Source organism: Polaribacter sejongensis (assembly GCF_038024065.1).
GTDB classification, from domain to species: Bacteria; Bacteroidota; Bacteroidia; order Flavobacteriales; family Flavobacteriaceae; genus Polaribacter; species Polaribacter sejongensis.
This window is the reverse complement of record NZ_CP150667.1, coordinates 4,075,843-4,092,309: the sequence shown is the minus strand read 5'-3', so window position 1 is coordinate 4,092,309 and position 16,467 is coordinate 4,075,843. Positions and strand designations below refer to the sequence as shown.

The 16,467-nt window shown below is 31.6% G+C and carries 7 protein-coding genes; all 7 read right to left on the bottom strand.

Features of this window, described 5'->3' with window-relative positions; genetic code table 11:
- Positions 1-3: 3 nt before the first annotated feature.
- Positions 4-3,117, bottom strand: coding sequence for a SusC/RagA family TonB-linked outer membrane protein (locus WHD08_RS16835; RefSeq protein ID WP_208889970.1), 3,114 nt, complete (start codon positions 3,115-3,117; stop codon positions 4-6).
- 137 nt (positions 3,118-3,254) lie between these two features.
- A complete protein-coding gene (locus WHD08_RS16830) occupies positions 3,255-4,721 on the bottom strand; it encodes a RagB/SusD family nutrient uptake outer membrane protein (RefSeq protein WP_208889971.1) in 1,467 nt (488 codons plus the stop codon).
- 12 nt (positions 4,722-4,733) lie between these two features.
- Positions 4,734-7,802, bottom strand: a complete 3,069-nt coding sequence (locus WHD08_RS16825; RefSeq protein WP_208889972.1) for a SusC/RagA family TonB-linked outer membrane protein — start codon at positions 7,800-7,802, stop codon at positions 4,734-4,736.
- Between the two features lie 309 nt (positions 7,803-8,111).
- Entirely contained in the window at positions 8,112-9,506 is a 1,395-nt protein-coding gene (locus WHD08_RS16820; protein WP_244183288.1) for a sulfatase, read from the bottom strand.
- An 8-nt stretch (positions 9,507-9,514) separates the two neighbouring features.
- Positions 9,515-11,137, bottom strand: coding sequence for a T9SS type A sorting domain-containing protein (locus tag WHD08_RS16815; RefSeq protein WP_208889973.1), 1,623 nt, complete (start codon positions 11,135-11,137; stop codon positions 9,515-9,517).
- A 17-nt stretch (positions 11,138-11,154) separates the two neighbouring features.
- The gene (locus tag WHD08_RS16810; protein WP_208889974.1) at positions 11,155-12,975 is read right to left on the bottom strand and encodes an alpha-1,3-galactosidase-related protein; all 1,821 of its coding nucleotides are present in this window, start codon (positions 12,973-12,975) and stop codon (positions 11,155-11,157) included.
- Positions 12,976-13,127: 152 nt separating this feature from the next.
- A complete protein-coding gene (locus WHD08_RS16805) occupies positions 13,128-16,367 on the bottom strand; it encodes a glycoside hydrolase family 2 TIM barrel-domain containing protein (protein WP_208889975.1) in 3,240 nt (1,079 codons plus the stop codon).
- Positions 16,368-16,467 lie beyond the last annotated feature (100 nt).

Genomic DNA, 16,467 nt, shown 5'->3' with positions numbered 1-16,467 from the left:
TTTTTAAAAATTAATATTTAAACCGAAACTATATATTGCTGCAAGCGGATATCTTGAGTTGTCTATACCTCTTCTGGCAACATTGTTAGAGCCAACTTCTGGATCATATCCAGAATATTTTGTAAACGTAAGTGCATTTTGTGCTGTTAGAAAAAATCTAAATTTATCTAGACCAATTTTAGAAGTAACCTCTTCAGATAGCGTATACCCTAATGAGATTTGCTTCAACCTTAAATAATCTCCATTTTCTAACCAGTAATCTGTAAGTCCAGAATAATTATAATGATCAGAAGCATCACCTCTAAAGATTGGTATTTGAGAAGTTGGGTTGTTTGGTGTCCACATATTCTTTAAATCTTGATGACGCTCATAATTATAAGAAGCTGCTTTATTACCATTTAATACTTCTGCACCAACGGTACCATACCAATTCATCGATAAATCGAAACTTTTATAATTCCAGTTTAAATTAAGACCATATTCAAAATCTGGCAATCCACTACCTTTATAAACCCTATCAGAATTGTTTATTTTTCCATCATTGTTAGTATCAACATAAATTAAGTCTCCTTTTTCTGCATCTTCTCTTCCTTCTAAGGATCTATATGCTGCAAGTTGCTCATCTGTTTGTACCACACCGTTGGTTTCATATAAAAAGAAAGAACCAGCCTCACGACCAACTGCAATAAATGACACTGTAGATTCGGTTGTTTCATTTACCAATCTTACACCGTTATTAGGCACAATAGTAACACCATCTTGCATTTTTGTAATCTTGTTGCTATTGGTTGTAAAAGTAGCTCCCAATCTTAAATTACTTTCACCAACTTTTCCTCTATAGTTTGTAGCAAATTCAAACCCTTTGTTTTCCATATCTCCAATATTTAAAACTAAAATATTATCATAATATGCACCTGCAGAACCAGGCAATGTTACAGGGAATAACATATCTCTTTTTTTAGTATTGTAGTAATCTGCAGTAACTGTAATTTTATTTCTTAAAAAAGAAAGATCTACACCAACGTTATTAGATACAGAAGTTTCCCATTTTACATCTGCATTTGCATAAGATATAATTGATGTTCCAAATTCTTCTCCACTATCGCCTTCATCAAAAACATAATCTCCAAAAGGAGCAATTGTACTAGCATATTCATAATCTGCAAAACTATCGTTACCAACAGTACCATGACTTAACCTTACTTTAAGACTATTAACTGTAGCTTTTATTGGTTCCCAAAAATCTTCATCAGAAACATTCCATGCTGCAGAAATAGAAGGGAAAGTCCCCCATCTATATTCAGATCCAAACCTAGAAGAACCATCGTATCTTGCCAATGCAGATACTAAATACTTTCCTTTATAATTATACTGCAACCTTCCAATAGTACCTACCGTTTTTTTATTGTAATTATCAGTAGTTCCAGAAATATCTGGATTATAACCACTGTTTACTAATTGGTTTATAGTACCTCCATCTAACACCAATAAATTATTATTAGAAACTCCCTGAATAGAAGCGTCAAAAGATTGATGATTATCTTCCTCTAAAGCCAATGCTACTGTAGCCCCAATACTATGATTACCAAATTTCTTTTTATAATTTAAGCTGGCATCCCAACTAAACTTATTCGTTCTAGAAGCAATGGCAATGACTCCACTTCTTGTGTCATCAGTTATTACTTCATCATTTTCTAAATCATATAAAGAAAAACTTGGTTTAAAAATATTTCTGATATCATTCGTAACAGAAACCCCTACTCTTGTAATAAAGTCTAACGATTCTGATAATTTTCTATTTACACTTAAACTTGCATTGATACGATCTCTATTACTATTATCTAATTGTCTAAGTGCTTGATTTAAGGCTACAGAAGGAGTTCTAACACCACCAATTGCACTACCATCTACAGATTCTTCATCAGGATCTATTGCTGGGTAATATGGTTTATATCTACCTGCTTGAACGATTAGACCCGCACTAGATCTTTTTCTTTTTTCGATGGTAAAAGATAAACTTCCATCTATTTTCCAATTATCTGTATTATACGTTGTACTTGCTCTACCGTTGTATCTTTTAAAGTTTGAATTTACAATAGAACCATCTTGATCAAATAAACTACCTACAACATTGTATGTGAATTTTTCTGCACCACCAGAAACACTAAAATCATAATTTTTAACCTCTGCATATCTATTTAATACATAGTCATCAAATTTATTATCGTTATTAATCCATTCTGGGTAACGCGCAACAATATGATCAAAACTAATGGCAGTATATGCATTTCTATTTACTTCATAAAACAATTGTCCTTCTGTATTCATTAAAGGGGTTGCCTCATCTCCAACAGTCTGTAAACCAAAAGTATAATTAAAACCAACATTCATTTGCCCTGCTTTTCCTTGTTTGGTAGTTATTAAAATAACCCCCGCAGCTCCTCTTGCACCATATATAGCTGTAGATGCAGCATCTTTTAAAATATCGATACTTTCAATTTCATTAGGACTTAATCCTGGATCACCAATTTGAGGAATACCATTTACAACAAATAATGGTGTATTTGAACCAATTAATGAAGTTACCCCTCTAATTTGAATATTTGCTGCTTCACCTGGTTCTCCTGAACTAGCTGTAACATTTACACCTGCAACTTGCCCTTGTAATGCAGAGGCAACATCTGGTGTTACAAACTTATCTATATCTCCAGTAACCACTCTATTTACAGCTCCCGTTAATTCTTTTTTCTTAACAGTTCCGTAACCAACCACCACAATTTCTTCTAAAGATTCTGTATCTGAATCTAAAGAAATATTTAATTGTGTTTTTGTAATTTCTACCTCTTTATTCTGCATGCCTAAATAAGCAAACACTAAAGTTTCTCCTATTTTAGCTTTAATAGTAAAATTACCATCAAAATCTGTACTTACACCTCTCTTTGTACCTTTAACGACCACAGAAACTCCCGGTAAAGGAGTATTATCTGCACTATCTGTTACAGTACCATTTATTGTAGTTCTTTGTGCACTGGCATCAAAACTACAGAACAATACAGCAAATAAGCTTAGTAGGCTATATGCTAATATTTTGTTTTTTAATAAAAAGTTTAATTTCATGGGTTGATTTTTATTCGTTTTTATTCAAATTAGTTTTTTGTCTTTTTACTATTGTTATTTATCATAATTATTGAGAAGAGTTTAGGAAACAGCTTCAACCTAATTTAAAATAACATATAAAAAAAAAGATCATCTAACTAGTAATTATTCTGTTCTAGAACACCTTCAGACAACGTAACTTGATCTAAAGGTATTGGCATTACCTCATGCTTGCCTTCTACAAACCCATAAGGACTTAATAAAGCTTCTGCTCTACCAGTTCTTACTAAATCGTGAAAACGAAAACCTTCTCCAGCCAACTCTACACGTCTTTCATGATAAATAGCATCTAATAAAGGTTGACCTGATAATGTACCTAGTAAATCTGGAACTACAGTAGGTAAAGCAGTACCTCTTGCTCTAGTTCTAACTTTGTTAACATACTTAATTGCCTCTGCAGGGTTTGTGCTATAAATAGCTTCTGCATACATTAAATACGCATCTGCAAGTCTAATAATACGAACATTATTAGAGCTATTTTTACTTCTACTTGTTGTTGGTATTTCATATTTAGTATAAGGAGCCCAAGCATATTTTCTTACATACCAATCGGTACCGTAAGTAGCATCACTAAAATATAAAGTAGCATCTAATCTAGGATCGTTTGCCTCATACTCATTTCTTAAACCATCTCTTGCTTGCACAAAACCACCTCCTTTATTACTGTTTGGACTTACACGTTGCGGTATTCCACTACCTGATGCAGTTGCATCTGAAAGAAAGCTAATTTCAAAAAGAGAACCAGAATTCCACTCTCCTTCTGGTTCAAAAATAGTAGAATAATCTGGTGTTAATTCAAAACCTAAAGCAAATAGTTGATTTCCGTACGTTTCTACTTGGCTCATTTTATTTTGATATAAAGAAACTCTCATCATCATTCCTAAAGCAGCTCCTTTATCTGCACGACCTGTATAATCAGAACCTTGACTTAATCTTGAAGGTAAATCTGCTATTGCAATTTTTAAATCATCTTCAATAAAAGTGTAAGAAGCTTCTTTTGTTGCTCTTGGTACATTATACTCTCCAATACCTAAAGGTCTATCTATAATTGGTACTCCTCCAAAAGATTTTACTAAGTTTAGATAATAGAAAGCACGTAAAAAATGAGCTTCTGCTAAAATTTCCTTTTTCCTTTCAGTATCATCAAAAGTAATATTGGGCACATTTTCAATCACCAAATTTGCATATAAAATACCTTTATAGCTCACTTTCCATAGTTCAGCCATTATAGGGTTTGTTGTAGAAATTGCCCATTTATCTCTTTCAAATAATGGTGCATTATTTTCGGCAGTACGTCCTCCTTTAATAAAGTCGTCTGTACCTATTTCTCCAAAAACCATATCGGTTCCCATTACTGCCCAAAAATTAGTACCGTACAATTCTCTTAAAGAGGAGTATGTTGCTATTAAAGCTTGCTCTGCTTGTACTGGATTGGTATAGAAATCTTCTAAAACAGGTTCTCCAAAAGATTTAGAATCTAAGTTGTCTGAACAAGAAACCATTGTAATTATTACAACTAGTAAACTGTACTTTATATATGTCTTAATATTATTATATAATTTCATAATGAATGCTTTTTAAAAGTTAATATCTAGTCCTAAAGAAAATGATCTTGTAGATGGGTATCTACCTCTGTCAATTCCTATATCTAAAGATGTTCTACTACCATCGTTTTGAGTTTCATCTACACCCAGTTCTGGATCTAACCCACTATAGTCTGTTATGGTAAATAAATTTTGACCCGCTACATAAATTCTAGCTTTTGAAATAAATGTTTTACTTAAAACGTCTTTTGAAAAATTATACCCTATTTGTACATTTTTAAGTCTTAAGTAAGATCCATCTTCAACAAATCTACTAGACTGCTTGCTGTTATTAGCAAACCCATCAAATGTAGCTCTAGGTATAGAATTAGTAGTACCTTCTCCAGTCCATCTTCCTAAATATTCAGTATTTAGATTAGAGTCTAACTTTCCATCAAGCAAATATGAGGTAGCATTAAAAATTTTATTCCCTTGTACTCCTTGAAAAAACATTGTCATATCAAATTGCTTATATGTCATATCAAGATTAATTCCGTAAGTAAAATCTGGTAATGGAGAACCTATAAAAGTTCTATCATCATCGTTAATTGAACCATCCTCATTTAAATCTTTGTACCTAACATCTCCAGGTTTATTTCCATTTAAACTAGCATTGTTGTCTATTTCATCTTGATTTTGAAAAATTCCAATTGCTTCTAATCCGTAAAAAGAAGCGATAGGTCTACCTGCTTCAGTTCTACTAATACCAGTATAACCGTTACCAGTAGCTCCTGTGCTAATAACACTCCCTTTTGTTGCTAAACTAAGTACTGTATTGTCTATAAAAGCAATATTACCTCCCACACTAAAGAAAAAATCATTCATTCTTTTCTTATAATTTAATGAGAATTCTAGTCCTTTATTTTCAATCTCTCCTGCATTTATTGTTGGAGGTGATTGATAACCAGAAGTCTGTAAAATTGGAGATTCTAACAACATATTAGAAGTTGTTTTTATAAAATAATCTGCCGTAAATGTAAGTGCATTATGTAACAAACCTAAATCTAAACCTACGTTTGAAGTAGTTGTTGTTTCCCATTTTAAATCTGGATTACCAGGGCTTAATGGCGCTAAACCAACTACCGTTGTTTCATCATTACCTAATAAATAATTTTCACTAGTGCTTAACGTACTAAATATTGCAGAATTAGGGATGTTTTGGTTTCCTGTTTCTCCCCAACCAACACGGAATTTGAATTGATTAATGACATCAATATTATAAAACTTTTCATTATGAATATTCCATGCTAAGGCTAGAGATGGAAATTGAGCAAATCTATTGTTGTCTCCAAATCTAGAAGAACCATCAATCCTATAAGTACCTGTAAATAAATATCGATCATCATAATTATAATTTAGTCTACCAAAATAAGACAATAATGATGAGCTAGAAATAGTACCATTATTTGTTGATGAATCTATAGCTCCTGAACCCAATGTAGGATTCTCGATTCCCTCTGGAATTGCACTTCTACTCGCTAAAACATTATTAAAATCTAATTGTTGAGTTTCATGTCCTAACAAGGCGCTAATACTATGCTTTTCTTTAATTGTAGTATTATAGCTTAACGTATTAGACCAAACACTTACTCTATTCTCTGATCTTAATAAACTATAAATATTTTCTGGTCTATTTTGTTCTGCCGAGATGAAGTATTCAGATTGAAAGTTGTCCATCTTTCTGTTATTAACTTCTAAACCATAATTAGATTTAAACTTTAAACCTTTCATAAGATCAGCCTCTACAAAAACGTTTCCTAAAAAACTTTCTTTTGTTAAAGGTGTTTGTTCATACAATGTTAAACCCACAGGGTTTCTAATCTCTGTAGAATATAAAGGTCTTGCAGGTGAACCATCTGTATTGTAAATTGGAGAGACTGGGTCTACAACAAATCCAATAAAAGCTGTTTTATTATTAGAATTCCCCCCAAAAGAAGCTACAGCATTAGAGCTTGATTTTGAATACTGTATATTTTGCCCTACTCTAATTTGAGGTTTTATTTGATACGTACTATTTACTCTAAAGTTTGTTCTATCAAAAGACGTATTGCTTACAATTCCTTTCTGTTTTAATTTACCAAAAGAAACATAATAAGATGTTTTTTCTCCTCCACCAGATAAAGATAATTGATGGCTTACAATAGTACCTGTTCTATAAACAGCATCTTTCCAATTATAAGACTCTAATGATGATGGATCTGCAAAAGCAGCTTCTGGAGTAGCTCCATCATTTACTTTTCCTTCGTTGTAAAGAGTTGCCCATTGCTCCGCATTCATCACGTCTAGATTATCAATTCTATTTTCAATACCTGTGTAGGTTTTGTAAGAAATCGTAGATATATTTTTACTTCCTACCTTTGTAGTAATTAACACTACTCCGTTAGCACCTCTAGAACCATAAATAGCAGTTGCTGATGCATCTTTTAATACTTGAACCGTTTCTGCATCATCCATATTTACATTGGTAATGTCATTAACAGGCACTCCATCTACAATATATAATGGGTCTGCATTATTAACTGTACCAACACCTCTAATTCTTACCGTTGGTGTAGAACCTGGTTGTCCAGAACTTTTGGTTACTGAAACCCCTGGAGCTCTACCCTGAATTGCTTGTGCTATAGAAGTACTTTGAGTTTTAGTAAGCTCTTCTGCACTTACTGAAGATACAGAACCTGTTACATCAGATTTTTTTACACTACCATACCCAACTAAAACAATCTCATCTAATTGCCCTACCTCTTCTTCTAGAGCAACATTAATGTTTGTTTGATTGTTTACTTGAACTTCTTTTGTAGCGTATCCTATATAAGAAAAAGTTAAAAAAGCTTTTTGGTCAGATACAGAAATAGCATAAACACCATCAAAATCAGTTGTTGTACCGTTTGTGGTACCTTTCTCTAATACACTTACACCAGGCAAAGGTGTACCAAATTGATCTGTAATAACACCCTTTACTGCTGCTTTTTGTGCATACGCATCAAAACTACAGCATAAAATAGCAAATAAGCTTAGTAGGCTGTATGCTAATATTTTGTTTTTTAATAAAAAGTTTAATTTCATAAGTTGAGTTTTATTCGTTTTTATTCAAATTAGTTTTTTGTGTTTTGTACTTTTAATTATCTTTTTTATTTCATTAGAATTGAAATTTTAGAACTGTTAATTAAAGGTTAAACATCTCTTAAATCATAGTTAATCTTTACTGCGTAATAAAATTAATATTTTTAAGAAGTTCATTTGTAGACGTTAGTAAATTAAATGTGCTTCTTAGTAAATCGAGATACAAAAATGAAGTAAACACCTACAAAACAACTATTTAAAATAAATAAAAAGTTAAATATTTATTTATTAAGACTAACTTTAAATGGTAAATTACTTATAAGCAGGTACAAAATCACGTTCCCAATTTCGGATATCTTCCTTTAAAGTAGCTTCAATTTTTAAACCTGTACCAATTAAATCATGCTGCTCACTAATGTCTTCTGTTACATTAAATAATTGAAATTTACCTGAGTGGTATTTGATCAATTTCCAATCACCAGAAATTACTGCAGCATATTGATCTTCATAACTTCTCAAGAAATATAAGTTACGCTTTGCTATTTTATTCCCTTTTAAAAGAGGTAGTAAACTAACTCCCTGTATCGCATCGTTTTGGTACTTTTTACCAGAAGCTAACTCTACTAATGTTGGGTAAATATCTATAGATTGCACAGGAATATCGGTTTCTGTATTTGATTTGGTTACTCCTGGATACGAAATTAACAACGGTACTCTAGCACCACCTTCACCTAACGTATTACCTCCTTTTTTACCTCCACTTAATGGTGCGTTTGTATACGCACCACCTTGATCTGATAACACAATAATTACCGTATTATCTTCAATTCCTTTTTCTTTGATTGCTTTTCTTACACGTCCTACAGATGCATCCATTGCTTCTACCATAGCTGCATGATGTGCGTATTTACCTTCTAAACCGGCATCTTGATACTTTTTTAATAAATCTTTTCTTCCAACAGAAGGTCCATGAACAGAATAATACCAGAAAGACAACATAAAAGGAGCTGTTTTATCGTAATTTTCAATAAAATCTACCGCTCCATCCGTTAAAACATCCGTTAAATAATCGCCTTCTTTATAATCTTTCATAAAGTTTCTTGGATCTCCACTTTTAAAGAATGGAAAATAATAACTCTTCGGATGACCGTTATCTGTGGTACCAAACTCAGCATCAAAACCTTGATCTATAGGATATCTCCCTACATGACCAACATGCCATTTACCAATAAAATAATTGTAATATCCGTGCTTTTTTAGTTCTTCTGCATAAGTAACTTCCTCTAAAGGCAAATAATTTATAGAAGGTCTTTGTACAGGATCAGTAGGCCATAAATTATACTTCTCGTTGATAAACAACTCTTCTTCCGGTACGTGTCTAGACATTTCTAACCTTGCAGATTCTTTACCCGTAAGCAAAGAAACTCTACTCGGACTACAAGTTGGTGTTGGAATGTATGCTCGTGTAAAATCTAAACTTTCTTTTTTAAATTGATTTAAGTTTGGCGTATTAAAAGTAGAATTTCGATATCCAATATCAGACCAACCATAATCATCAACAAATAATAAAACAATGTTTGGTTTTTTATATGTGTATGTAGTTGTAGGCTCTCCTGCATTCTTTTGCTTATTCACTTTACAAGATAATAAAGCACAAGAAATAAATACAGAAACCATAAATGCACTATGTTTTACAAATAAATTCATCTTTTAGTTTATTTAATAATTATTTTTTTAGTTATTATTTTATTTTCTGATTCAATACGAATTATATAAACACTTTCTGATAATTGAGAAGTATCTATACTTATTTCATTGTTATTTTTAACAACATTTTTAACCAATTGACCTATTAAATTATAGATCTTAATCTTCGCATTAAAATCACTTTTCACCCTTAAAACTTGTTGATTTTCTAATTGATAAATAACAACATCATTCATCAATTCTTTATGGGTATTTAATGTTTCTGCTACTGTAGATGTTTGTAAAGGGTTTGGAGTATTTTTATCTTCACCAGTAATCCAAATTGGAGAACCATCAATATCACAACCTTCAAAATCGTTTTCTCCTCCATCGGTAATTAAACCATCTGCCCTAACTTCGGATGAAAACCCTGTATGCGTAACATTGTCTAAAACAATTTGATATCTTCCTGCAGGATTTCCTTTAGAAACATACTCTTTTAAAGCCAAATAATAAACAGGTGCCAAAGCTGGCGCTTGATAAGATTCGTCGTCTAAGTTTTTATCCGAACTAATGTAGTTTCTTAATGCACACGGAATGTGTCTTAAACGTGCTGCTCTTACTTGTGCATTTACACCATAAGTGGCAGAAACATTGGCAATGACAGACTCTTCTGAAAAAGTTCCTGAACTATGACCATTTATAGCATTTCCATCGGCATCCGATTGCCCTTTATCTTTTGATAAAAAACCAAAATTAATAGAAACCACAGCTTCACAACTTACTCCAGAAATATCTCTAACATCTACCATTCCTTGCGTTATGCTATGTGGAGACATCATAACTGCATGTGCTCCGTTTGTACAAGAAATCTTTCGTCCGTAAACATTATCAATTATTGCCGTTTTATCTGTTACATACAAATCTGCAAAACCACTATAACCAGATTCTAATCGTAAAGTAACACCACCTTCTCCAGATAGATTTCTAAATAACATGTTTTGTATTACTTGGTTTTGGGTTAAACCATAACCATAATGTGCTTTTTTAATATCTAAATTTTCTATAATTCCAAATGATGCAAACTTTGCTGGTTCATTTGTATTTCCAACAGCTCCAGATGAAACTGCATTAAATTTTGTATAATTATCTAAAACTACAAAATCTGCTAACCTAAAATTAGTTGTATTTCCTAATTGAAAAGCTCTTATGCCGTCATTAGTTTGCATACCAGAAAAATCAAATGTGAATTTCTCTCCATTTGTACTTTGAAAACTCCAATTAGAAACATTTTCAAAATTATTATCATAACCAACTCTAAACAGTGCATTCATAGGAGATGTTTTAAAAATAACATCTGGATGCACACGAATATGAACTCCTGTTTTTATATGAATCTGACCTAAAGTATACGTGCCTGCATTTATGGTTAAAACTCCTCCGCCAGCATTAGACAAACTATTTATCATGCTTTGTAAAGCAGCGGTTGAACTAGCTCCATTAGGAAAACTCAATTGATTTGCAGTATTAATACTAGGGTTGTAAAAATAACTATCTGCAGGAAGTGCTCTATCTAGAGGATTTTGAGCAAATACAAAGCTTATAAAAAGAAGGCAGCACCAAGATAAAAATCTATCCTTTGAAATTTTCATAAAATTCAATTTTAGAATTATTTGACTCCTTTATTTCGTTTTATTTTTATCGAATTAACATTTTCTTTGACTTCTATTTTAATAGGGAAATTGAAGTTTTTAAATTGATTTTTTTCAATGATTACATCTTCACAAAAATCTAAATGTATTGCTGGTAAAGTAGATCCCGTAGGATAATCATTAGTCAACTCTATAATATTTCCAGTAACTTTTAATCCTTTTACAGAAAAAGCATCTACTAAATGACCATTAAAACTTTTAATAATATTGTTACTAAAATCTATATTTCTATGAAATTTATCATCACCTATTCTTTGATCTTCCGTAAATAATGGGGCAGCCAATAATGGATAAGACTCGCCGTTACCATAACCAATCGTATTAAAAGTATTGTTTCTAATTACAACATCTTCTACTCCACCAGACTCATACCATTTGTTATTATCACCTTCAATTAAAATACCATGCATTTGAGATGAAAAATAATTATTTTCTATAATCACTTTTCCTTTTGTAGTAATTAGTGCTCCTCTTGCTCTATTTTCTCTAATGATATTTTTATTCATATATACATCTGGATACCAAGTAAGGTTTTCTAAAGAAAGTTTTCCTTCTGGCATTTTTGCAGGAACTTCTGCCACCGTAATTAACATTCTTCTTTCATTTAAAACTTTAACTTCTTTTATTTTAGTTTTAAAAATTGGCAGAATTGTTTCTCTTGACATGAGCATTAATTCATCTCCTTTTTCACCGAAAATGAAGCCCCATTGTTGCACATGACTTGTTTCACATAAAAAGGTACTGTTACCCAAATACTTTTCAACTTTTACATAAGCCCCATGAACATTTATACCATCATCTAACATATGTTCTAACAAACAGTTTTCTAACTTAATGGTTCCTTTACATCCTAAAAAGTGAGTAGCATCTGCTCTTGTAGAAATTGTTCTATCATCTCTAGAAGTAACTATAAATGTGTCTAAAGAAATGTTTTCACATCTTTCTGCAATTAACGCCATTCCTCCTGCTGCTAAAACAGTAATATTATTTAAAACGTTGTCTTTAGAGTTTGATAAATGAATACCAGGTGCAAATCTATTTGCTCCCGGACTATTGCCATACGTTGCAAATACAGTTCCTACTGGAGGTAAACTTTTAGTATAATCTATAAACTTTGCCGTTTTATAATCAATCTTAACAATCTTTGCTGTTTTATGAGATTGTGGTTTTAAATAATAATTTTTTGTCTGCCAAATAGGAGATCTTGTAGCAGGATCGAAAGCCATATTCTGACCAATTTCATCTTGCCAATCATAATGGTTAAATAATATTTGATTATTCTTAACCTCAAAACCAAATTTTTCATTGGCAACATCAACTGTAAAAGATTTTTCTTCTTTATTATTTTCTGTTACCGTTAACTCATTTACAAAAGATTTTTCCCAGTCTATCGTAAAGTTTTTTAAGGTAGTATTTCTAGACCCTTCTACCGTAATTGGTACAATTTTACCATGAAACATAAACGTAGAGCCGTTTCCATCTAACGTAAAACCATCGAAATTAAAAATTGGAAAAGCTATTTTCTTTAAACTATTATCGTGGTTTGTAACTGCTCTATAAACCTCGAAAGCATTCTCTGGATAAAATTCATATTGCCCTTTTGGAAAAAATAACGTGATGTTTTTCTTTCCTTCTAAAGAGTCTATTAATTGATACAGCTCTAACGTAACATCTTTACCTGGTTTAATACCAAAATCTGCAACATTTATGGTTTCGTTTTGTGCACTAGAAGTGAATCCTAAAAATAACACAAACATAAAAGTGATAAAGTTCTTCATAAAAATATAATTTTAATTTCTTAATGTAAACCTAAGCACATAATGTTTTTATACTGTATTTATGCGTATAAAGATTGTCTTCTTTAGTATAAACTTCTATTTATAAAACATTTAAGAGAAAACAATACTTAAATTGTTTTCTCTTAAATGTTTTAATTTTTGGTATTAATTATAAATTCAAACTCATATTTTTTTGAAGGAACTACATATTTTGGTAAAGTTTCAGACAACGTTCCATTTACACTCATTTGCAGTAAATGTAAATTCAACGTATAAAAACCTTGTTTTTCAAGATCATAAGGATGTTTGGCATTCTGAATATTTTCTGACGAATATGGCCAAATTGAAAATCCGAATTTTGGTGAACCTTCTATCTTTAAAGTGTTCTTTTTATTTTCTGATAATTGCAACCATCTTATATCAGAACGGTTTCCGTTTTCTTGCGGAAAAACATAGATTGTAAATAAATCATCGGTTTTAAACGTGAATTCATCTACTTCTGTACCTCGTTTTCTGTCGATGTAATTTTCATTAGGCCCTTTTCCGTAGAAAGTAGTTGTTTTATAGTCTTTAGAAACTCCTAAAGTAACTCCAAATTTCACCAAACCAGGTAAGTTTTCATTCGCATCTAAATCCATTTTAACAACAATTCTACCATCACTTAAAAAAGTATAAATAAAATTAAGTTGTACCTCATCTTTGTAAGTTTTCTCAACGACAACTTTGGTTTCATTGTTTTTATCTGAAATTACTTTTACCGATCTCGTTTCTAATTTATCATTTAAAAACTCCCAATATTTTCTAGATTTTTTAAAATCACCACTACTTGCTCCACGTAAATCGTTATCTATTGGTGGTCTAAAAAAGTTAGGTTTTAAAGGTGATAGAATTTGTTCTTTATCATTTTTGATGAATGAAGTTAATTCTCCTGATTTTTTAGAAACTTTAGCAACATATTTCCCACTTGAAACAGAAATTTCAGTATTATTTTCTACGACTTCTAATTTAGAGTTTGATGCTGAACTCAAATTATTTTCTGATGATTTTTCTCTAACTAATAATTGTTCTTTTGCAACTTCAAATCCTTTTTCTGCCCAAAAAGTAGCTTGTTTTTCTTGCACTGAAATTTTTAACCAATATTCATTTTCATCTTTAAAACGCACTTTTTTAAATGGAATATTTATTTTTGATGATGAACTTGCTTTTACATCCACATTTTGTAAAAGTCCAGACTGAATCTCTTTTCCATTTTCAGATAAGGTCCATTTTACATTGTATTTATTTAAATTGGTTTCATTTAAATGATTTATTGCTAAAACTACTCCACTTTCAATAGCAACAACCTTAAAATTAAATGGTTGATGAATGTATTTTACTTCCCAAGCATGTGGATTTGGTTTTCTATCCGCAGAAAAAACACCATTTATACAGAAATTTTTATCATTCGGATAATCTTCAAAATCTCCACCATACGCATAAAAATCATTTCCGTTTTTGTCCTTTTTAACCAAACCTTGGTCTATCATATCCCAAATAAAACCTCCTATTAAATTCTTTTTAGAGTTGATTAAATCCCAATATTCACCCAAACCACCAATGGAGTTCCCCATTGCATGCGCATATTCGCACATAATAATGGGTCTGTCTATATATTTGCTTTCAGACATTGCTTTTAGCTGATAAATCTCTGGATACATTCTACTTAAAACATCTACATATTTAGGATCATCAGGATTTGCGTGTGCTGGTCCTCTAAACAACTTCTGTCCTTCTTCTCCTTCTTTATAATCTGGATGATTTGGGTTTCCTTGTGCTCCTTCATAATGTATAAATCGTGACGGATCATAATCTTTTACCCAACTTGCAGCAGCAGCAAAAGCTGGTCCTGTCCCTGCTTCATTACCCATAGACCAAGAAATAATGGAAGCGTGATTTTTATCTCTATCAATCATTCTCATAATTCTACTTAAAATAGGAATTGCCAAACTAGGTTGTTGTGGTGCGTAACTGCCTAAATGATGCGTTTCTACATTCGCTTCATCCATCACATAAATTCCGTATTTGTCACACAATTCATAGAAATAAGGATCATTCGGATAGTGTGATGTTCTTACGGCATTAAAATTGAATTTCTTCAACAACTTAACATCATCTTCTAAATCTTTTCTTGTTAATGCTTTTCCTCTTACAGGATGATGATCGTGCCTGTTAACACCTTTTATTTTTGTTGCTTTTCCGTTGATAAGCAGCTCGTTTTCTGCACTAAAACCTATTTGTCTAAAACCAACTTTCTGACTCCGAGATTCCAAAATTTCACCTGATGCATCTTTTACGTCAAAAACCAATGTGTATAAATATGGGTTTTCTGATGACCATTTTATTGGATTTTTAATGTTTGCTTCTAAAAATGCAAACTTGGTAATATCTCTTTGTGGCCATCTTTCAAAAAAAACATCTTCTATATTGCAAGACATTGTTTTTTGGGTTACTTTTTTATTTTCAGCATCATACAAATCAGCTGAAATGGTATACCCTTCTAAGTTATCTTCATCTCCTTTCATCCATAAATGCGGACGAACTTCTAATTTTGCATTTTCCAATTTATCATCGAACTTTGTTCTTACAAAAAAGTCATTTAAAGCTATTTTAGGTTGTGCTAAAAGGAGTACTTCTCTATGAATTCCGCTTAAACGCCACATATCTTGGTCTTCTAAATAACTACCATCACTCCATCTAAAAACCTGAATTGCAACCCTGTTTTTTCCTTCTGATAAAAATTCTGTAATATCAAATTCTGCAGCCAATCTACTACCTTGGCTATAGCCTACTTTTTTGCCATTTACCCAAACATAAAATGCTGATGAAACACCACCAAAATGTAAAATAACAGATTGATCCTGCCAATCATCCGGAATGGTAAAATCTCTGTAATAACTTCCAACAGGATTGTCTCGATATTTCTCGACAAAAGGAAATTGTGGTGGATGTGGTCCCATATAATTAAAATTTCTTTTTCCTCCATTTTTAATATCGGGAGTAAAAGGATAAATTATATTGGTATAAATTGGTTGTCCGAAACCTTGTAATTCCCAATTTGATGGCACAGCAATATCGCTCCAATTTTCACCATTAAAATCTTTATTGATAAAATCTGTTGGTCTGTTTTGAGATTTCTCTACAAAATTAAACTTCCACGTTCCGTTTAAAGATTGCATTCTAGACTTGTCTCTATTTCCTTCTAAAGCATCCGCATGATTGGTAAAAGAATAACTCGGTACTCTTGATCGTAATTTATTTTGTTCAAACATCAATTCGTTTTCCCAATCGTTTTGAGAAAAAGAAATTTGAGAAATTAAGATTAATAAAAAAACTATAGAAGACTTTGTATTCATAATAATGAGTGTTTTTTAGCTGTAATTCAAACCTTAATCAAAAAATTACATTAGGATATCTAATATTTAAAGGCAATTATTTGGTCTTATAAACATAAAA